Here is an 18,684-nt window from a genome sequence, read left to right as displayed (position 1 = left end):
ACGGACAACCACCGGACGTGGTCTACCGCGCCGGCACGACGATCATGCAACCCGACCAGGAGGCCCAGAGAGTAGCTTAGAAAACGCCAGATCCTGTCCAAGGATCGGGGAGCACCTCAGACAGCGATAGAACATGCTCAGTCTCTTTCGCCGCAATGAGATGATTATATAAGGCACCACGCCCCCTGGCTCGCCGCAGACCCGGCCATTGGCGAGCCCTGCGCCGCCTACTCCACCCGCGAGTAGGTCTGCCCCAAGATCACCCGCTCGACCTGCGCCACGTTGCGCGCCCCAATGCGCCGGGCGATCTCCTCTGCGCCGTGGCTCTCGGCCAGACTGCGGATCGCTCTCACCTGCTTCACCGACAGGCGGTCTTCCCGACCGCAGATCTGGGCAACGGGCCAGTCGTTGTCCGCCCACTTCTCCGAGATCCATGGCGCCGGCATGCCCTTGCGGGGATGTGCCTCCATCCATTCCTGCAGGACCCTGTCGCGCTCGTCCGGCATCGGCACGACCCCGGGTGTGATCATGCCGTGCTGGCGCATGTATCGCAGGGCAGACTTCCCTCCCGGGACCATGTTGAGCCTGCGGCCATCGTGCCAGTGCCCCTCGACGAGGAATTTCTCGGCCTCGTAGAGCGCCTCCAGATCATCGGTCACGCCCATGATCTTGTGATTCACGTAGGTGACCGCCCCAGCCTGCATCTCCTCCCGAAACTTCCTGTGAAAGAGAAGAGGGCTGCCGGACTCGATCGCGCGCCGATGTTCGGCCCACCTCTTCTGCCAGCTTCGCGTCGTGATCCCCACATAGAACCAGCCCTGGTCGGGATAGGTCGAGCCAGACCCGAAGATGTGCTGGTAGAGCACGAAGCTCTTCTTGGGGTAGCCCTGCGGCCGAAGCAGAAGGTGCGCGGGGCAGCAGAAGATCTGACTGGGCTGGGAAACCTTGCTCTCGTCGATGGCGGTGCGGCCGGCAAGGCCGGCCTCGACAAGCACCGGGTCGGTGACAAGATCGACTTGGATCAGGGGCTGAACCGCGATCTCGTTTTCTCCAATGGGGCGGCCGGAGGCCATGTCCGCCTCGCGCCGCACGGTTCGGTGCTCCGCTTCGCACCGCCGCGGCGGGGCGACGAAGATGCGTTCCCGGCCAAGAAACACGACATGGAGGATCGGGAGAGCGTCGCCGATCCTCAAACGCACGAGGCCGTTCGGCTTGCGGGCGGTCTCGAGCCAACCGGAACCGAGCACATGCGCGGCCTCGCGACGGATCATGGCCTGCACATCGCCGCGCAGGCCACCCATGGCCTTCGGTGCCAGGTGGTCCCACCACGCGCGATCAATCATGCAGCTATGCTCCCGTCTGAATGCCCCATGCGCATTATCGGCCGGGTGCCCACGGTTTCGTAACTCCGTTCATGGCGTAAAGGAACGTTTTTGCGGCGGTTCGAGCCCTGACGCCAAGTCACTGAATTCCTTTCCGGTGGACTGCCGCAAAAACCTCATGCACAACGCTCTCATGAAAATCGGCTACGCACGGGTGTCCACGGAGGACCAGAACCTCGATCTCCAAATCGAGGCGCTGACCGAGGCCGGGTGCGATCGGATCATCACTGACCAAGCCCAAAGCGGGACTACGGTGGCTCAGAGTCGGACTGGCTTTGCCGAGGCGCTTGAGCTTCTGGGGCAGGGAGATCATCTCGTCGTCTGGAAGCTCGACAGGGTAGGGCGGTCCATCGCGGACCTCGTTCACCTCCTGAAGCTGTTCGGCGAACGCGGGATCGAGTTCCGCAGTCTGACGGATGGGATAGACACGACGACGGCGGGAGGTCGGCTGGTATTCCACATCATGGGGGCATTGGCCGAGTTCGAGCGAGACCTGATCCAGGAGAGGACGAAGGCCGGCCTGCGCGCTGCGAAGAAGCGCGGGAAGCGGCTCGGCCGTCCGCCGGCGCTGACGCCTGCGCAGATCGCGCACGCGAGGCAGGCCATTGAGGCGAAGCGCGAGACCGTATCTGGTATGGCGGAAATTCTCGGTGTGAATCGCAGCACGATACAGCGTGCCCTCGCTGCAGGGACATGATGGACGACCTTCAGCGCTACATCTTCCAGATGAAATTCAAGATCGCCTTCCTTGAGAACGAAGGACAGGCGTTCGAGGACCTGTTCTCGGCAATCATGGGCCACGCCTTCCCGGGCGACTTCCAGCCAGTGCGAGCCTACGGCAACAAGGGCGATCGGAAGAGCGATGGGTATCGCAAAAGCGACAAGGCCGTCTTCCAGTGCTATGGACCCCGCTCCACGAAGCTCGCCGATATGCAGGCCAAGGTCGATGCAGACTTCAACGGTGCAGTCGGCCATTGGGGTCCGCGCATGGAAAAGTGGTTCTTCGTCCATAACGATATGGCCGGCCTTCCTGCGGACGTAGTTCAGCAACTCACCGACCTCGGAGCGGCGAACCCAAGCGTGACCCTTGGCCAGATGGGGTATTCCGAGCTGTTCGCGATCGTGATGGGGCAGTTGACGCCCGCACAGCTCGCGGACCTGTTCGGCGCTGCCCCAACGCAGGCTACGGTCGCGAAGCTGGAGTTCGCCGAGCTGCAGCCCGTCATTCTCGCGATTCCGCGGATGCCGCCGGATGACAACCCGCCGCTTACCGCTCCATCGACGATGAAGATCCAGGCGAACGACCTGTCCGAGGCGGCGGCGGGGCTCCTTCGCGTGGGTCGCCGTCAGGAACGGCTGGTCGAGCGCTTCTTCGATCAGTATCCGGTGCCGAACTTCGGCGAAGAGATCGCGGAAGGCTTCCGCAACCGCTACGAAGCTCTAAGGGACGGCGGGATCCAGCCAGACGCGATCTTCACGGAGCTCCAGCAGTTCGCCGGGGGCATGTCTGGAACGCCGGAACATCAAGCGGCCGTCCTCGCCGTGATGTCTTACTTCTTCGAGCGATGTGATATCTTTGAAGACCATGCTCCAGCGAAGGCTTCGACATGATCCTGCCGACGAAGCACATTCGGCCAGAGCGAGCGCTCCTGACCATCGGGGCGGATATTCTCGCCTGTCTAGACCGTCCCCTGACAGTCTCGCGGGTGTGGGACGACCTGCGCAAGGAGCGGGGCGAGCCTGTCGGCGTGGCACCTATAACCTACGACTGGTTCGTACTCGCCCTCGATCTCCTCTTCATGCTCAAGGCGGTCACGTTTGAGAACGGCCTTCTCCGGAAGGCAACGCCATGATCCATTCCGTCACAAGCGATCTGGAGACGTTCAAATCGCTGACCTTCGGCCCCGGGCTCAACATTATCCTGGCGGAGAAGTCCGCTGAGGCGACTGACCGCCAGACCCGCAACGGAGCGGGCAAGTCGAGTTTCGTCGAACTGATCCACTTCCTCTACGGAGGTAACGCCGACACCGACAGCATCTTCCGGTCCGACGAGTTGTCTCCACACACCTTCACCGTCCAATCCGATATCGGAGGACATGTCGTTTCCGTCGAAAGGTCGGGAACGAAGAAGGTGATGAGCACGATTAAGGTCCAAGGCGTAACGGACCATTGGCCGATTGAACCGGACTTGGACGAGAAGACCGGCGATCTCGTTCTGTCGCTTCCGAACTGGCGCCTGAACCTGGGCGCGCTCCTATTCGATCTCCAGACGAACGAGGAGGCGCGTGGCCGCTTCGGTCCGACCTTCCGATCCCTGTTCCCCTACTTCGCGCGCAAGCAGGGAAGCGGCGGGTTCGTCGAACCTACGCAGCCCGGTAAGAAGCAGGCCTGGGACCAGCAGGTCTCTATCTCCTACCTCCTCGGGCTGGACGCATCGATCCCGCAGCGGTTCCAGGAGGCACGGGACCGCGAGAAGGCGATGAAGGAGCTGCGAAAGGCTGCGAAGCAGGGCAGCCTCGGCGACTTCTACGGCACATCCGCACAGTTTCGGACACGGCTGGCAGTGGCCCAAGGCAAGGCCACGCGGCTGCGCGAGCAGATCGATAGCTTCAATGTCGTTCCGGAATACGCAACCTTCGAAGCGGAAGCGTCGAAGATCACCCGCGCGATCTCGACGATGAACAACGACAACGTCATCGACCGCGACCTCATTCTCCAGCTAACCACCGCGCTCGAAAGCGAGGAGGCACCTGCCGTCGCGAACGTCGAACGGCTGTACAGTGAGGCCGGCGTCCTTTTGCCTAATACGGTCAGCAAGAGGTTCGAGGAGGTTGCAGAGTTCCACGAAGCGATCGTCCGGAATCGTCGGTCTCACCTCACCGGTGAGATCAACGCTGCGAAAAGCCGTATCACCACGCGGAACGCCGAGCGTGAAGCGCTCGATGAACGGCGCCAGGAGATCATGGGCATCCTCCGCTCCGGCGGGGCGTTGGAACACTACACTCAGCTTCGCGAGGAACTCGGCCGAACCGAGGCCGAAGTCGAAGCCCTTCGCCAGCAGTTGGAGATCGCCGAGGGGATTGAAAGCAACAAGGCCCAGCTCGACATAGAGCGAGCCCAGTTGCGGCAGGCTTTGCAGAGCGATCTGCACGAACGGGACGGGACGGTCCGAGACGCCATTCTCGTCTTCGAGGACCTGTCAAAGGCCCTATACGAGGAGGCTGGCAGCCTCACCATCGGCGCGTCTGAGAACGGACCGACGTTTGACGTTTCGATCGAGTCACAGCGGAGCAAGGGCATCAACAACATGCAGATCTTCTGCTTCGATCTGATGCTGGCCGAGCTGACGACGAAGCGCGGCATCGGCCCGGGATTCCTCATCCACGATAGCCACCTCTTTGATGGCGTCGACGAACGGCAGGTGGCGAAGGCGCTGCAACTCGGTGCGGCTCACGCCGAGCGCGTCGGCTTTCAGTACATCGTAACCATGAACTCCGATGCGATTCCGACGGACGGATTTCAAGATGACTTCGACGTCTGGCAGCACGTCAACAGCACACGCTTAAACGACGAGGAAGAGACCGGCGGCTTGTTCGGGGTTCGGTTTGGGTAGAAGGTCAGCCATGCAGCATTCCGACGACAGCCGACCTGGCTACTACTACGTGGTTCGGAAACCCGGTGACGACTGGGAGGTTTGGATGTGGACCGGCCATAGGTGGTATGAGCTTGGTGAAGCGGAACAGTGTCAGCCTCCATATTGGTCTGAGCGGGTGCCTCGGGCACCGTCGCCCGGAGGCCATCTGTAGGACCAATAGTCTCTCCGGTAATCGTTACTATGTCTTCCGCCATCCTTCCTGCGGAGCGATCTGGCAGTCTGTAAGGCGTTGGGAAAAATTCGAGAGATCTATACGCTGCGGATTGACGAACGCCTTACCGAACCATTCGAAAAAGGAAAGGCCCCGCCGCTTCCGCGACAGGGCCATCGTTCTGTTGGCCGAGGGGGAAGATGCCTCGACATCTCCGGTCCCCAAACGCCGTTCGATCCTGATCATAGCCTATGAACCGCGCCGCTCAAGCCCGCACTGCTCGTACCAAATCGCGATACTTCGAGGTCTCCAAGCAAAACGGCCCGACGGTGCGCGTCGGGCCGATCGCTCTGTTGACCGGGAGGGTGACTGCAAAGGCAGCCGCGAACCTCCCGACCGTTCCCGCTCTGAATATCGGCCCGGAGTGGCATTGCCAACAGAAACATGCGTCACGCCCGACCTACAGACGCTTTCGCTCACACCAGCCGTCGCTCGGGGATAACGGCGAGATCAGCTCGTACCTTCGGTCGTTCCGTCGAAAGAGGCCGAGCCCGACAAGCAAATTCCTCGCCGTCGTCCAGTGGATCGCGAGTGTCTTTGCAGATCCGTTCACAGATTTCGCCTTCAGAGCAGCCCGTGCGAGCTCGGCTTGAGATAGCCGGCGACGGGGACGCCCGCGGCTGATTGGCAAAGCTCTTTCCCTGAACAGCTTGCGAAGCGTGGCCACCGACAGACCGTGCGCCTGAGCAAGGTCTTCGCAGCACACGCCCCGCAGATGACAACCATGCCAGTCGCTCACGTAGTCGATCCCGACGAGGGCAAGGAGACGGCGAACGAGCACGGTACTGATTCCGAAATGCGCTGCGAGCTCCCGAAGGTTTGAGGCGCGATCGTATGTCGCCTGAACGCTGTCGAATGAGTGGCCGGTCCACGCGCCTGGCCCGCTAGGCACCACGGCAAAGCATCGGTCTCCGTGATGCAAGAGAGCAATCATGAGCGTTATCAAACCTTTCGGCGGCCCAGGGACACGCTGACGCCTCGCGTGCGGTTTTGCGCCCTGATTACGTGCATATTGCAGTCCTGCAGATTCCGCATCTATTTATGTAAGTATTTGGATTTGTTGATAATTGGGGTGTTTTCCGTATGATCGACGCTGTGAGATCGGTTCTAGGACTTAACCAATGGCGACACTGTCCGTTCGAGACTTGCGCAACCATGAGCGGGTGAAGTTCGAGCTACGGCTTGCGGGAAGCTCGCTCGCTGATGTGAGCCGACGGCTGGGTGTGTCGCAGAGCGCGGTCTCGATGGTGTCCATCGGGCACAAGCGGTCCCGTCGGATCGAGAGCGCGATCGCGGCTGAGCTGGGCAAGTCCCCCGAGGCCCTCTGGCCTAAACGCTATCCGAGGGGGTGATCGACATGCAGTAAGAAGCGCATCTCGGAAAAGAGTAAGGCCCCGACGGCGCCAACCGTACGAGGCCCTAGAATTTGGTGTCGAAGTCAGACCCGACGCCTTCTTTTCCCGGCAAACCGTCGCAAAGTCAACGCCTCCTGCGCGCTAGTCGGTGCGTGGGCCGGCCCCTCTTTGCATCCGACACTCGAATAGAAGGCAGGCGGCGGGCCGGTTTGGCCGCCGTCCTGATATCACTATGACCAATCAGACAGACAACGGCGACGTTGTTCAGCCTCCTCTCCCCAGCCGTGCCACGCGGTCGATCGCCAAGCGTTCACGCCACAGTTCGCGAGGGGCGGTCGTTGCAGACCTGCCTTCGCAAGAACGCCCGCGCGTGATCCAGTTCGAAAGCAAGCTGGAGCAACGCGTGCTGTTTCTCTACCTCGCGCGCCCCGACATCTGGGACGTATGGGAGCAGCCGCCGTCCGTAACGTATCGCGACGAACGGGGCGCGATCCGCCAGCACGTGATCGACTTCCTCGTGACGCTTCGATGCGGTCGCAAATTGGCGGTCGCCGTGAAACCGCTGAAGCGGGCTCAGCGATCCGCCTTCCTCAGTGAGCTGCAGGCGATACGCCGGCAGCTCGCGAAGGATGTCGCCGACGATCTCGTGCTGGTGACGGATCGGGACTTCACGAAGGAAGAGGCCCTTAACGCAGAGCGCTACCTCTCGATCAGGAGGGGATATGGACCGGACGATCTCTCCAGAGTCGCGAGCGTCCTAAAATCAAAACCCTTGCCGGGTACGGTACGAGGCTTGGTCGATCTTCTCGGCGGTGGCTCCGCGGCGTACCGTTCGATCTACGTGGCAATCTATGCCGACCTCCTGTGGGTCGATAGGACACGCCTCATCGATCTCAACACTGCTATCCGAGCGGGGGTTCACGCATGACGTCTCGCATGCGGATCACATCCCTCGACCGCCTGGTGGTCGCTGGCCGGGAGTATTGTCTTACCGAAGTGAGCGAAACCAGCTACGCCTTCGAAGCGCCCAACGCGTTCGGCGTTCGACAGGTCTACACATTCGAGGAGTTCGCCCAGCTTCTGCGCCGATCGGACGTGGAGTTCGAGCCGCTTTACCATCTTCCTGGACGGCAGGACGCACGCGAAGGGGCCGGGACGCTCGATCTAATCAGCGGCCTCCCGGAAAGACCGCGATCCGAGACGGTGTGGCGCCATGCGATCGTTACGGCATTTCTCGAGCTGGAGCGCCGCGGGGAGGTCAAACGGGTCCCGTCATCGATAAGGGAGGCGCTGCCGAAGCTCGAAGCGCATGTCAACGAGATGGCGAAGGCCACGCAGCGCAGTTGGAGAAGCCCTCGTGCGGGAAGATGGAATGCGTATCGATCCCCGCCTTGCGAAAGGTCGCTTCGGACGTGGCTGAGACGCTACGAAATGAGCGGCTGCTCTATCCTGGCGCTCGTGCCTCGAACTCATCGATCCGGCAATCGCGATGCCCGGTATTGCGCTGCGTCGCTACGCATCCTCGGTGCCGCGATCGGCACCTATCTTATCCGAAATGGGCCAAACAAGAGCGAGACCTACAAGAAGTACAAAGAGCTCCTGAGCCAGGAGAATGATCGGCGGTCGGAGGATGGCCTGCCGCCCCTCCCCGAGATGGCCCAAAGGAAGATCGAGCGGACCCTGAAGGGTTTGGACCCATACTCTACGAAGGTTCACCGCCGCGGGGTGGACGAAGCCCGTCACGAATTCGTTCTCTACGAGACCGGCATCGACGTCTCCTACCCGATGGAACGGATCGAAGTCGACGAGTGGAAGATCGACGTGATCTCGATCTTCTCTCAGTTGGGCCTCCTGAATGACCTGAGTGACGAGGAACTCGCGGGGTTGGAGCGCGGTCGCCGATGGCTGTACCTGGCGATCGACTGCGCGACGCGGTGTGTGCTTGGCATGCGGATTGCCCGCGCCCCTAACCCCCGCGATGCCGTCGAACTTCTTGCTGACATCACCCGCGACAAATCGGACTTGGCAGAGGCTGCAGGCTGTATGTCCCGGTGGCATCATCACGGGGGGCTGGCCGCCGTGGTAACTGATCTCGGTGCGGCGTTCGTCAGTGACGAATTTCGGGCGGCGGTCTTGGACGCACATGGAAATCCGGAGACGCCGCCGGGGGGCTTGCCGTGGCTCCGCTCGAGGGTAGAGCGGATCTTCGGAACGATCAGCTCGGCTCTAATGCCTCTGCTAAGTGGCCGAACGTCCTCAAATCCAATACTACGTGGCGATTATCCAGCGGAGCAGCTAGCTGCATTGTCCGACGATGTGCTCATGGAGCTCCTCACGATCTACATCGTCGACATCTACCATAACATGCCGCACGAAGGCTTGGACGGTGAGACCCCGAATAACTGTTGGAATCGGCTTTCAAGCGAGAAGGGCGTCGTCCCCGCCCTATCTCAACAGACGCGCTGTCTCGCGTTCGGACTGAAAGACAAACGACGCGTATCGGGCCGGGGCGTCAGGAAGTTCGGGATCGACTACGTCTGCCCGGCTCTTCGCGACTTCCATCTCCATAGCCACGAACAGGATGTCGCTATTCGCGTCGATCTCCGGGACCTCGGTTGGATCATGGTTCGGGTTGATCGGACATGGCACGTTGCTCGAGCCCTTCAGAAGTGCGCCGAGGGTGTCAGCTTCGACACCTGGTCCGCAGCCGTTCGCAGCTTGCGGCAGAAACACCATGACGAGGCTGTCCTTCACGAGCGTACGGTCTTCGAGGCCCTCCGGCGGATCATCGCGATCAACGAGAGGGAGGCAACGCGGTTTGGGACCATCCTAGCAGCGCAGACACCCGAGAGTCTGGAACGAGCGCACGACCAGCTTTTCCTTGGCCTCTCGATCACGCCGGACAGGGACGATGTACTCGACCTGCCGACGGATGACTCCCTCCATGGGCGCATCGTTCGGCTCGATGAACCGGAGAGGGAAGAGCCGACGAACGATCTCGATGACCGTGACACCGATACGGCAAAACGCGCTTGGCGGTTCGATGACGATGAGTGAACCCGACGAAAACAGAGAATGGGATGTCGAGTTGCTCATCGCTCGGCTTCGCTCAACGTTCATATCGAACGACGCCTTCGAGAATCTGAGCACGCTCTTCGATCGCCATATGAAACGGCGGCGCGCGGCCGACGCGATGGGCCTGACGCGCGAGGCAGGTGGTATTGTTGTAGTGGGGGCTTCCGGCAGCGGAAAGACCACCGCCGTGGCCCGGCTGCTGGAACGGTATCCCGATCTGGCCCGACCGGAACGCGGTGTCGAGCTTGCTGAAGTCGTCTGCTTGCAAGTTCCGTCGCCCGCCACGCTGAAGCATGTCGGCGCGGCGATGCTGCAGGCGCTCGGATATCCCCTGACCCGAGATCGTCCGGCTCCCTTCATATGGGATCAAGTCCGGCATTTACTGCAGCAGCGAGGAACCCTTTTCGTCCATCTGGACGAAGCGCAAGACCTCTACATGAAGAAGTCGCTGGCCGCTCGTAGCGATGTGGTGAACACGCTGAAGTCTCTAATGAACAACAAGGCGTGGCCCGTCGGTCTGATCCTGTCGGGAACACCGGAACTCATGGAGCTGGTAAACTCCGATCCCCAGCTCGCGCGGCGCGTCGACATCGCGAAGCTAGATGCCGTCTCGTGGGAGGCGGACGCCTCGAATGTGGGCGCCATTCTCAACGAGTTCCGAAGACGCGCAGGGCTGAGGGCCGACGAGGATGTGAGGGGCGACGACTTCACCCGCCGCCTCGTCCATGCCGGCGCCAACGAGTTCGGTCGTATCGTCGAGACGATGGTCTCCGGTTTGGAGGAGGCACTGATCGCGGGGGACACGACCGTTGGTCGGCACCATTTCGCGACAGCGTTTCGGCGGAAGGCCGATTGCATCCCCGCGTTCAATCCGTTCCTCGCCGACGACTTCCGTTCGATCGACACCCGGCGGTTTGGCCAGAGTGATGCGGCCGCAGATGCGAGTACCGGACAATGATGGCGGCGCAGCAGCTTTGGTTTCCGGTGTACCCCGACGAGACCCCGACATCCTACGTGTCTCGGCTCACCCGCTACTGCGCCGTCAGGGATCCACGGGACCTCTGCCTCGACTTCGGGTTCCGGTGGCGGGACTTCGTTCGGGGTGACGACATGTTGTTCGAGCGGCTCGCATCGATCACGGGCGTACCGTTCGGCGACTTAGTTCGCTGGGCGATCAAGACGGTCGGGCACAACCGCTTCGAGGTCGCAGGGGAGGCCGGGAACCGGAACTCCATGCTTCGGGCCCGTATCCGGCTGTGCCCGCGCTGCGTGATCGAGGACCGGGAGCATGATGGGTCGCTCGGTCCGCATCGTCGACCGTTCTGGCAGTTCCAGTCGATCCGTGCCTGCGAGCGACATCACACGCCACTGATCACCCTGGCGCCCGAGCGCTACACGATCGCGAACTACGACTTTCTCGGACAGGTTGAGAAACACTGGGAGACCATCGAAGCCACGTCAAAGCAGGGCGAAGAATTACGCCCCACGCCCCTGGAGGGCTACCTTGTCAAACGTCTCCATGGACATCGACAGGAGACGTTCCTCGATAGCCTCCCGCTCCATCTCGCGACGCGTCTCTGCGAGGTACTCGGATTCGTCCTCGCGTTCGGCTCGGAGCGTCCGATCTCCGATGCTGATACGGGCGAAATGTCGGAAGCCGGTGGGATTGGCTTTCAAGCCCTGCGCGGCGGCGAAGAAAGCCTCTATCAGGCGCTCGACGGACTGGTATCGCCCATTGCGACGCGGACGGTCCGGCACCAGTCCGACTTCGGGGCCTTCTTCGAGTGGCTCCGCAATGCGAAGATCGGTCCAGAGTTCGAAGACCTGAAGGACAACGTGCGTCGGTACATCTTCCGCACCTACCCCTTTCGTCGCGGAGATATGGTCCTCGGACAAACCTGTAAGGAGCCGTCCGGCTTCACCATCGAGGGCGCTTGCCGCGAACTGCAGATGGAGCGGGTCCGCATGACACGCTTCCTCATAGGAACCGGTGCCGCGACGGACGACGGTCCCGATGGGGAAATATGGCTTCGGAAAGTTCTCGACCGTAGCGATGTCGCTGCGCTTCGTGCTGAAATGAAGAACCGTATGACCTATGGGGGTGCTGCAGTTCATCTCGGTGTCAGTATCGGGCTCCTCGAGGCCTTGCGGCACGCCGGATTACTTTCACCGACGCTGGACGCTCTCGATCAGCGACCGAAGTATAGACGGAGGGACCTTGAAGACTTCGTCGCGGACCTTGGCGCAGCGCCGCGGGCGACATCAAGTTGCGACGACCTCAGCCCCCTAACTGAGGCAGCCATTCGGGTCCGGTGTGCCGCTATCGATATCATCAGGCTTATTCTGCGTGATGAGCTTGAATGTTATCAGCTGGAAGCCGGGAGAGGCTCCCTCGGTCGTGTCGCGGTGAGCGTTCCTGCTCTGAAGCTCATGCTCCCGCCGCTTGAGATGGCCGCCATGTCGAAAGGAGACGCGAGCCGACGTCTTCGCGTGGCCTATCCGACAATCAACGCTCTAGTGGAGGCGGGATCGCTCGAGGTGATCCGATCACGAAACCCGAAGTCGCGGCAGTTCATCGACGCGATCACGTTCGAAAGCCTTTACCGCTTCGAGGAGCGATATGTCTCCCTCGGTCAGTTGTCGCGCTTCAACCGAAGGGCGTCTGGTCCGTTCAAGGTGTACCTGGAGGCAAGGGACATTTGCCCTGAGGACGACACCCCTGGCGTGAGTTGCTACTACGCTAGGCGGCCGCTGGTCCGCCCATTCGCTAGGCTCGGCCTGTCGGTGCCTCCTCCGAAGGGCGCGATCTCGTGAAGAACTCCAACCGCGCGACCGCGGGCGCAGCGCTAAAACCAGCCGTCATATGCCGCTCAGGGAGAACAGGCGTTCGAAGTCCTCGACGAGCATCGCGCTGAAACCAGCGGCGCGAGGTCCGTCGACGTCTGCTGAAGGCGTATCGCCGACGAAGAGGACATCGGTTGCGGGCAAATCGAGTTCCTGCAGGACCCGCTTGTATATCGCCGGTTCTGGCTTGATTGCCCCCACCTCGTAGGAAAGCACCTCGACATCCGCCGGCGAGGGGAGAACTCGGCGGAGGGCCGGGCCATAGGGCGATGCCAGGTTTGAGCAGACCGCCGTCAGCAGGCCGGCTTCCCTCACAGTGTCCAAATGACAGTCATCCCGGATCGCATCGCGACGGACGCAGTCTCGGCGCTGATCGACGCTTCGACCCTTTCAAGCAGAGCACCATCTAGCTCAAGGTCAAGAACGCGAGGCCAATCCCGGAGGGAATGGTTCTCGCGCATCAGCCGGTCGGTGAACGCGCGTCGCGCTGTGGTGGCAGGGCGCGGAGTACCGGTAAGTAGGCTCCTCGGCGGTCCTTGATTTCGACGAGCGTGCCGAACGCGTCGAAGCAGATGGCGCCGACTTCGCTAAGGGAATGATGCACCTGCCGATCCATCGTTGAACGATTACCGGAAGAGGCCCGCCAAGCCACTGGGGACGATGATTCTAGCCTCAGCGCTCGAACCGCGGGGAGCTTCGAATGGCAAACCTTTGAGTCGCAAATGGCAACATTGAACGCATTTCCGGCTGAGCCAGAACGACGTATCAATGGCTTAGCAGTAGCCCAATGGCAGAACTATGAGTCGCGCCATACAAAATATCGACTACTTATCAGTTGCTTGATCGCCCCGCGTGCGTTCGGCGCGGGAAGTCTGTGCAAGTTCGGCGGTTCGCGTGACTTGTTCGACTTCTATCCGGTAGGAGCACTCGGTCCATGCCGCGGCGTGGGTCGGAAATCCATCCAATCAATTGACTTGAAATAAAAAAGGGCACCCCGAAGGGTGCCCGCATCGCGCCTTCGCCGGGCCTACTGCAGCGCGGCGTCGGTGATCTCGCTCGTCCAGGCCCCCTCGGGCTCGGCCGAGATGACCGGGTCCGAGCCGCCCGCCAGCAGCGTGTCGACCGTGCGCTGGTAGTCGGCCTCGTCGAGCGAACCGTCGGAGCCGGCGGTCAGCTTGGCGATCTCGCCCATCATGCGTACCTGATGCGCTTCGGTCTGGGCCCCGGTCTCGTCGTTGTCGAGCACGATGCCCGCGGCCTCTTCCGGGTTCTCCTCGGCCCACTTCCAGCCCTTCATCGAGGCGCGCACGAAACGGGTCATCTTGTCAACGAAGGCCGGGTCCTCGAGGTTCTCCTCCAGCACCCAGATGCCGTCCTCCAGCGTGGCGACGCCCATGTCCTCGTACTTGAAGGTCACGAGTTCGTCCTCGGAGACGCCCGCGTCGAGCACTTGACCGTACTCGTTGTAGGTCATGGTCGAGATGCAGTCGGCCTGCCGCTGCAGGAGCGGATCGACGTTGAAGCCCTGCTTGAGGACGGTCACGCCCTCCTCGCCGCCGTCGGTCGGGATGCCCTCCTGGCTCATCCAGCTGAGGAACGGATATTCGTTGCCGAAGAACCAGACGCCGATGGTCTTGCCCTTGAAGTCCTGCGGGCCGGTGATCCCGGTGTCTTTCCAGCAGGTCAGCATCAGGCCCGACGACTTGAACGGCTGGGCGATGTTGACGACCGGCAGGCCCTTCTCGCGCGCCGAGAGCGCCGAGGGCATCCAGTTGAGCATCGCGTCCGCGCCGCCCCCGGCCAGCACCTGCGGCGGCGCGATGTCCGGACCGCCGGGCAGGATGGTGACGTCAAGGCCCTCCTCTTCGTAGAACCCCTGGTCGAGGGCGACGTAGTAGCCCGCGAACTGCGCCTGCGTGACCCACTGCAGCTGCAGCGTGACCTCGTCGTCGGCAAGCGCCGGCGTGGCGAGGGCCGCGAGGGCCGTGGCTGCGATCAGATGTTTCATGTCTCTCTCCGTGTTGCGGGGGAACGCCCCCGGGTGAAGGGGCGGGTTCAGGCCCGCCCGCGTTGGGATGGGTGCCAGAAGGTTAGGCGCGCTTCGAGCTGCGCCAGCAGACCGTACCAGAGGCTGCCGGTCACCGCCGCGACCACGATAGCGGCCCAGACCACCGGCAGGTTCAAGCGCCCCACCTCGGTGCTGATGCGAAAGCCGAGGCCGAAGGTCGGACTGCCGAAGAATTCCGCGATGATGGCTCCGATCAGGGCAAGCGTGGAGGCGATCTTGAGCCCGTTGAAGAGGAAGGGCAGGGCGGCGGCGGCCTTCAGGTAGCGCAACTCCTGTCCGGCCGAGGCTCCGTAGGTGCGCATCAGGTCGCGCTGCATCGCCGTGGTGTCGTCGAGGCCCGCGATCGTGTTCACCAGAACCGGGAAGAACACCATGACGACGACGACCGCCGCCTTCGATTCCCAGCCGAAGCCGAACCACATCACGAGGATCGGGGCCGTGCCGACGATCGGGAGCGCGGCGAAGAAGTTGCCGACGGGCAGGAGGCCCCGGCGCAGGACATCCGACCGCGCCACCAGAAGGGCCATGGCGATGGCCGCGGCGCTCCCCATGAGCCAACCACCGAAGGCCCCTTTCGCGACGGTCTGAACCCAGTCGCCCCGGAGCGTGCCGGCTTGATCGACTAGCGCTATTCCGATCGCCGTCGGTGCTGGCAGGATGACCGAGGGCACATCGAAGAGCCGGACGGTCATTTCCCAGAGGATCAGAAGCGTCAGGCCGAAGAGGACGGGAGCGGCCACCGGGCCGAACCGGGTTCGACTGATCTGCGCGTTCCACTGCCAAAGTATGAGCCAGACGAAGGCGAGCCGCAGAGGGTCCCATGCCGGCGAGAGAGCTGGAATGACGAAGAGAGGCACGGCCACCAGAGCCGCTCCCCCGACCCACGGAAGCCAGTTCTGATTTCGTCGCGCCCAGGACAACCCGCTCATGTCAGCCCCATGCGTTTGAGCGTCACCCGCTCCGTCAGGCCGATGGCCGCCACGAGGAGCGCCGCGACGATCGCCGCACCGAACAGAGCCGACCAGATCTGGATGGTCTGGCCGTAGTAGCTCCCCGCTAGGAGCCGCGCGCCGAGGCCCGAGACGGCCCCCGTCGGGAACTCGCCTACGATGGCCCCGACGAGCGCCGCGGCGACCGCGATCTTGAGCGAGGCGAAGAGATAGGGAAGCGAAGAAGGTAAGCGCAGACTGACCAATGTCCGCAGCCCGCTCGCGTTCCAGGTGCGCATCAGGTCGAGGTCCGCGGGCGCGGGCGCGCGCAGGCCCTTCACCATGCCGACCGTGACCGGGAAGAACGACAGGTAGGCCGAGATGATCGCCTTCGGCAGCACCCCCTGAATGCCGACCGAGTTGAGCACCACGATGATCATCGGCGCGATGGCGAGGATCGGGATGGTCTGGGAGGCGATGGCCCAGGGCATGACGCTCAGGTCCATGAGCCGCGAGTGGACGATGCCGACGGCAAGCGCGATGCCGGCGAGTGACCCGATCACGAAGCCCAGAAGCGTCGGCGCGAGGGTGATGCCCGCATGGCGCACGAGGCTGCGCTTCGAGGTGATCTTCTTGTCGACCGTGCTGTCCCAGAGCTCCACCGCGACCTGATGCGGCGAAGGCAGGCGCGGCCTGTCCTGCGCGAAGGCATGCTCCACGGCCGCTCCGGGCGAGGCCAGCGCGAGGGCAAGCCCCGACATGCTCCGGCGTTCGGCCGCGGTGGCGGGGGTCACGGTCTCGCCCGCGCGCTCGGCCAGGAGGAGCGAATTCTGCGCGTTCATCGGGATGCAGGCCAGATACCAGAGCCCGATCAGCGCCACGACCACCGCAAGCACCGGCCCCGCGCGCCGCGCCGTGCCGCGCAGCGCCAGCGCGACCTTGCCCGACCGGCCGATGCCGGCCCCGGGGGCGGAGAGGGGGGTATCGCTCATCTGCGCCACTCCATCAGGATCTCGGGCACGCCGTCGTGGCCCGTCAGGTTATGGGCCACGGTATAGAAGCCTTCGCGCTTGTAGAAGCGGTGGGCGGCGTGGTTCGGGGCGTGGCTGCGCAATTGCAGCCGATCGCGCCCTTTCTTGACATGGTCGAGCAACGCGCGCCCGACGCCGTGGCCCGGCGTCGCGGTGTAGAGGCCGAAGATGTGGTGCTCCTCCACCTTCATCGAAAGGTAGCCCGCCGTCGCCTCGCCCTCCATCGCGACCCAGGCCTCGCGCACCGGGAATCCCTCGCGCATGATCTGCTCCAGCCGGGCCAGCCCCGGTCCGCGGGGCATCCAGTCGGTCGCGGTGAACCAGTCGTCGACGATCCGGGCACAGGCGGGCGAGTCCACGGCGGTGGCGCGGCGGATCTTCACCGCTCCCCCGTGCGGCTGCGCCGCCAGATGCGCCAGACGGATGTGGCGATCACGAAATACCCTACGAGGTTCAGCAGGCTCCGCGACGGCATCGTGTCGAAACGGTCGGCCACGAGGAACCAGACCACGATGGCGATGACGACCAGATCGGCCAGCGTCTGCGCTCCGTTCCGGCTCATGCGCGACCCGCCGGATGCGCGAGAGGCGGGACGGGGCACTCAGGCATCGGCCATCCCCTCGCGCAGGCCCTCGCGCACGCGGTGGGCGACCTCGAGGAACTCGGGCGTGTCGCGGATGTCGAGGGGGCGGTCCTTCGGCAGGGGGCTGTCGATGACGTCCGTGATGCGGCCGGGACGGGGGGACATGACGACGATCTTGGTCGAGAGGTAGACGGCCTCGGGGATGGAGTGGGTCACGAAGAGCATGGTCTTCGTCGTGCGCTTCCAGAGGTCGAGAAGCTCGGCGTTGAGGCGATCGCGCACGATCTCGTCGAGCGCGCCGAAGGGCTCGTCCATCAGGAGGATCGGCGCGTCGAAGGCGAGCGCCCGGGCGATAGAGGCGCGCTGCTGCATTCCGCCCGAAAGCTGCCACGGAAGTTTCGCAGCGAAACCAGAGAGTTCCACCAATTCCAGGGCTTGACGCGCGCGTGCTCGGCGTTCTTCGCGGGAATATCCCATGATTTCCAGCGGAAGCGTGATGTTGCGCTCGATGGTGCGCCACGGGAAGAGGCCGGCTGCCTGGAACACGTATCCGTAGGCGCGCGCTTTCCGGGCGTCGTCCGGGCTCATGCCGTTGACGGTGAGCGTGCCGCCCGTCGGTGTTTCGAGCGCCGCGACGCAGCGCAGGAAGGTGGTCTTGCCGCAGCCCGAGGGGCCGATGAAGGAGACGAACTCTCCCTCGGCGACGTCGAGGGAGACGTCGCGCAGCGCGTGCACGGGGCCGTCGCCGGTCTGGAAGGTAAGGTCGAGGGATTTGGCGGAGATGGTGGTCATTGCTCTTCGTCTTGGCCCTTTGCCCCAGGTTTCCGAACGCCGCTTCTAACGCCGTCGATGTGCTCGAATAGACTTGCTGTCACGTCCTGCCATAGCGGATCCAATATGACGCGCACACCTTCCCGTCTGGCGAGCTTGGCCGCCGGTACGAAGTCAGAGTCACCAGTTACCAAGACGATCACTTCAGCCTGTCTTTTCAGGGTGATGGAGGCAACATCTAATGCAAGGCGCATATCTACAGCCTTCTGACGCAGCCCTGGAGCAAAATCTTCGTCGGAGAGCTCGTCGAGCGTCCTCGTTCGGTTTAGGAGATCATTTTGCGCAGACTCAGATAGTACCCAAGCTCTTTCGCGAATGACCTCGCCCAGACGAACGGCAAACGCCGCTCGTTTCCGAAGTCGATCAAACAGGGCCATTCGAAAGACAGCTTCATCGGATTTTGCATAGTCGAAACCGCGCTTGGTTATCGGCCTATGTGCCTTGCGGCGGTATGGCTCGGCATCGTAGTAGAAGGCTCGATACAACAGAGCGTCTGGGGTTGCCCCACCATAGCGGCGATGCATGTGCTTTAGGTGACTACGAACGAGATCGCCAATCGCTCGATCGACTGCTGCGGGATCGGTCCGATCTACGGATGGACACACCGTCCGCAGGCGCTTCAGAAAGAAGCCTCCATCTATGAGGACCGCGACCTTAGTCATTGAACGAAAAAGCCCCGCAGGAAGGGCCGCTCCCAAGATGACGAGGGGTTCGACGCTG

General features: G+C 62.8%; 18 protein-coding genes. 9 read left to right on the top strand and 9 right to left on the bottom strand.

Annotated elements, in window-relative coordinates:
• Window positions 1-227: 227 nt before the first annotated feature.
• On the bottom strand, window positions 228-1,301 hold the full coding sequence (locus tag HSX43_RS17760) for a GIY-YIG nuclease family protein (protein WP_208454659.1): 1,074 nt from the start codon (window positions 1,299-1,301) through the stop codon (window positions 228-230).
• A gap of 214 nt (window positions 1,302-1,515) precedes the next feature.
• On the opposite strand from HSX43_RS17760, the gene HSX43_RS17755 reads away from it, so the two are divergent.
• The 9 genes from HSX43_RS17755 to HSX43_RS17715 all read left to right on the top strand — a co-directional run bounded on the left by HSX43_RS17755 (window position 1,516) and on the right by HSX43_RS17715 (window position 12,492).
• Complete coding sequence (locus HSX43_RS17755) at window positions 1,516-2,079, top strand: recombinase family protein (protein WP_179381482.1); 564 nt, start codon at window positions 1,516-1,518, stop codon at window positions 2,077-2,079.
• Window positions 2,076-2,993, top strand: coding sequence for an ABC-three component system protein (locus HSX43_RS17750; RefSeq protein ID WP_179381481.1), 918 nt, complete (start codon window positions 2,076-2,078; stop codon window positions 2,991-2,993). Before HSX43_RS17755 ends, HSX43_RS17750 begins: the two co-directional genes overlap by 4 nt.
• The gene (locus tag HSX43_RS17745; RefSeq protein ID WP_179381480.1) at window positions 2,990-3,235 is read left to right on the top strand and encodes an ABC-three component system middle component 6; all 246 of its coding nucleotides are present in this window, start codon (window positions 2,990-2,992) and stop codon (window positions 3,233-3,235) included. The genes HSX43_RS17750 and HSX43_RS17745 overlap by 4 nt, the downstream gene beginning before the upstream one ends.
• The gene (locus HSX43_RS17740) at window positions 3,232-4,995 is read left to right on the top strand and encodes an ABC-three component system protein (RefSeq protein WP_179381479.1); all 1,764 of its coding nucleotides are present in this window, start codon (window positions 3,232-3,234) and stop codon (window positions 4,993-4,995) included. Before HSX43_RS17745 ends, HSX43_RS17740 begins: the two co-directional genes overlap by 4 nt.
• Window positions 4,996-6,369: 1,374 nt before the next feature.
• Window positions 6,370-6,600 carry a helix-turn-helix domain-containing protein gene (locus tag HSX43_RS17735; RefSeq protein WP_179381478.1) on the top strand — a complete coding sequence of 77 codons (231 nt, stop codon included), beginning with the start codon at window positions 6,370-6,372 and terminating at the stop codon, window positions 6,598-6,600.
• A gap of 373 nt (window positions 6,601-6,973) precedes the next feature.
• A complete protein-coding gene (locus HSX43_RS17730; RefSeq protein ID WP_235962728.1) occupies window positions 6,974-7,531 on the top strand; it encodes a TnsA endonuclease N-terminal domain-containing protein in 558 nt (185 codons plus the stop codon).
• Between the two features lie 8 nt (window positions 7,532-7,539).
• The gene (locus HSX43_RS17725; protein WP_179381476.1) at window positions 7,540-9,660 is read left to right on the top strand and encodes a Mu transposase C-terminal domain-containing protein; all 2,121 of its coding nucleotides are present in this window, start codon (window positions 7,540-7,542) and stop codon (window positions 9,658-9,660) included.
• Window positions 9,647-10,636, top strand: a complete 990-nt coding sequence (locus tag HSX43_RS17720) for a TniB family NTP-binding protein (protein ID WP_179381475.1) — start codon at window positions 9,647-9,649, stop codon at window positions 10,634-10,636. The genes HSX43_RS17725 and HSX43_RS17720 overlap by 14 nt, the downstream gene beginning before the upstream one ends.
• A gap of 26 nt (window positions 10,637-10,662) precedes the next feature.
• Entirely contained in the window at window positions 10,663-12,492 is a 1,830-nt protein-coding gene (locus HSX43_RS17715) for a TniQ family protein (RefSeq protein ID WP_179381474.1), read from the top strand.
• A gap of 45 nt (window positions 12,493-12,537) precedes the next feature.
• Here the strand turns inward: HSX43_RS17715 and HSX43_RS17710 are convergent, their stop codons facing one another.
• From HSX43_RS17710 to HSX43_RS17675, 8 genes are all read right to left on the bottom strand, one after another.
• On the bottom strand, window positions 12,538-12,837 hold the full coding sequence (locus tag HSX43_RS17710; RefSeq protein WP_179381473.1) for an HAD family hydrolase: 300 nt from the start codon (window positions 12,835-12,837) through the stop codon (window positions 12,538-12,540).
• Window positions 12,838-13,549: 712 nt separating this feature from the next.
• The gene (locus tag HSX43_RS17705; RefSeq protein WP_179381472.1) at window positions 13,550-14,530 is read right to left on the bottom strand and encodes an ABC transporter substrate-binding protein; all 981 of its coding nucleotides are present in this window, start codon (window positions 14,528-14,530) and stop codon (window positions 13,550-13,552) included.
• A 47-nt stretch (window positions 14,531-14,577) separates the two neighbouring features.
• Window positions 14,578-15,402, bottom strand: a complete 825-nt coding sequence (locus HSX43_RS17700; RefSeq protein ID WP_235962730.1) for an ABC transporter permease — start codon at window positions 15,400-15,402, stop codon at window positions 14,578-14,580.
• A 113-nt stretch (window positions 15,403-15,515) separates the two neighbouring features.
• Window positions 15,516-16,511, bottom strand: coding sequence for an ABC transporter permease (locus HSX43_RS17695; protein ID WP_179381470.1), 996 nt, complete (start codon window positions 16,509-16,511; stop codon window positions 15,516-15,518).
• Window positions 16,508-16,933, bottom strand: a complete 426-nt coding sequence (locus HSX43_RS19725; protein WP_179381469.1) for a GNAT family N-acetyltransferase — start codon at window positions 16,931-16,933, stop codon at window positions 16,508-16,510. The genes HSX43_RS17695 and HSX43_RS19725 overlap by 4 nt, the downstream gene beginning before the upstream one ends.
• Window positions 16,930-17,112 (bottom strand): hypothetical protein, encoded by a 183-nt coding sequence (locus HSX43_RS17685; RefSeq protein ID WP_179381468.1) that lies wholly within the window; start codon window positions 17,110-17,112, stop codon window positions 16,930-16,932. The genes HSX43_RS19725 and HSX43_RS17685 overlap by 4 nt, the downstream gene beginning before the upstream one ends.
• A 39-nt stretch (window positions 17,113-17,151) precedes the next feature.
• On the bottom strand, window positions 17,152-17,925 hold the full coding sequence (locus tag HSX43_RS17680) for an ABC transporter ATP-binding protein (protein WP_179381467.1): 774 nt from the start codon (window positions 17,923-17,925) through the stop codon (window positions 17,152-17,154).
• A complete protein-coding gene (locus HSX43_RS17675) occupies window positions 17,922-18,626 on the bottom strand; it encodes an NYN domain-containing protein (protein ID WP_179381466.1) in 705 nt (234 codons plus the stop codon). The genes HSX43_RS17680 and HSX43_RS17675 overlap by 4 nt, the downstream gene beginning before the upstream one ends.
• Between the last annotated feature and the right edge of the window lie 58 nt (window positions 18,627-18,684).

This window comes from Jannaschia marina (assembly GCF_013404595.1).
GTDB classification, from domain to species: Bacteria; Pseudomonadota; Alphaproteobacteria; order Rhodobacterales; family Rhodobacteraceae; genus Jannaschia; species Jannaschia marina.
Note: the sequence above shows the minus strand (reverse complement) of the source record. Positions and strands in the feature narration are given on the sequence as shown.

Excerpts from the sequence above, each read along its gene's own strand:
- HSX43_RS17760 (WP_208454659.1), bottom strand. The coding sequence starts at position 1,301 with ATGGGTGGCCTGCGCGGCGATGTGCAGGCCATGATCCGTCGCGAGGCC.
- HSX43_RS17755 (WP_179381482.1), top strand. The coding sequence starts at position 1,516 with ATGAAAATCGGCTACGCACGGGTGTCCACGGAGGACCAGAACCTCGAT.
- HSX43_RS17750 (WP_179381481.1), top strand. The coding sequence starts at position 2,076 with ATGATGGACGACCTTCAGCGCTACATCTTCCAGATGAAATTCAAGATC.
- HSX43_RS17745 (WP_179381480.1), top strand. The coding sequence starts at position 2,990 with ATGATCCTGCCGACGAAGCACATTCGGCCAGAGCGAGCGCTCCTGACC.
- HSX43_RS17740 (WP_179381479.1), top strand. The coding sequence starts at position 3,232 with ATGATCCATTCCGTCACAAGCGATCTGGAGACGTTCAAATCGCTGACC.
- HSX43_RS17735 (WP_179381478.1), top strand. The coding sequence starts at position 6,370 with ATGGCGACACTGTCCGTTCGAGACTTGCGCAACCATGAGCGGGTGAAG.
- HSX43_RS17725 (WP_179381476.1), top strand. The coding sequence starts at position 7,540 with ATGCGGATCACATCCCTCGACCGCCTGGTGGTCGCTGGCCGGGAGTAT.
- HSX43_RS17720 (WP_179381475.1), top strand. The coding sequence starts at position 9,647 with ATGACGATGAGTGAACCCGACGAAAACAGAGAATGGGATGTCGAGTTG.
- HSX43_RS17705 (WP_179381472.1), bottom strand. The coding sequence starts at position 14,530 with ATGAAACATCTGATCGCAGCCACGGCCCTCGCGGCCCTCGCCACGCCG.
- HSX43_RS17695 (WP_179381470.1), bottom strand. The coding sequence starts at position 16,511 with ATGAGCGATACCCCCCTCTCCGCCCCCGGGGCCGGCATCGGCCGGTCG.
- HSX43_RS17685 (WP_179381468.1), bottom strand. The coding sequence starts at position 17,112 with ATGAGCCGGAACGGAGCGCAGACGCTGGCCGATCTGGTCGTCATCGCC.
- HSX43_RS17680 (WP_179381467.1), bottom strand. The coding sequence starts at position 17,925 with ATGACCACCATCTCCGCCAAATCCCTCGACCTTACCTTCCAGACCGGC.
- HSX43_RS17675 (WP_179381466.1), bottom strand. The coding sequence starts at position 18,626 with ATGACTAAGGTCGCGGTCCTCATAGATGGAGGCTTCTTTCTGAAGCGC.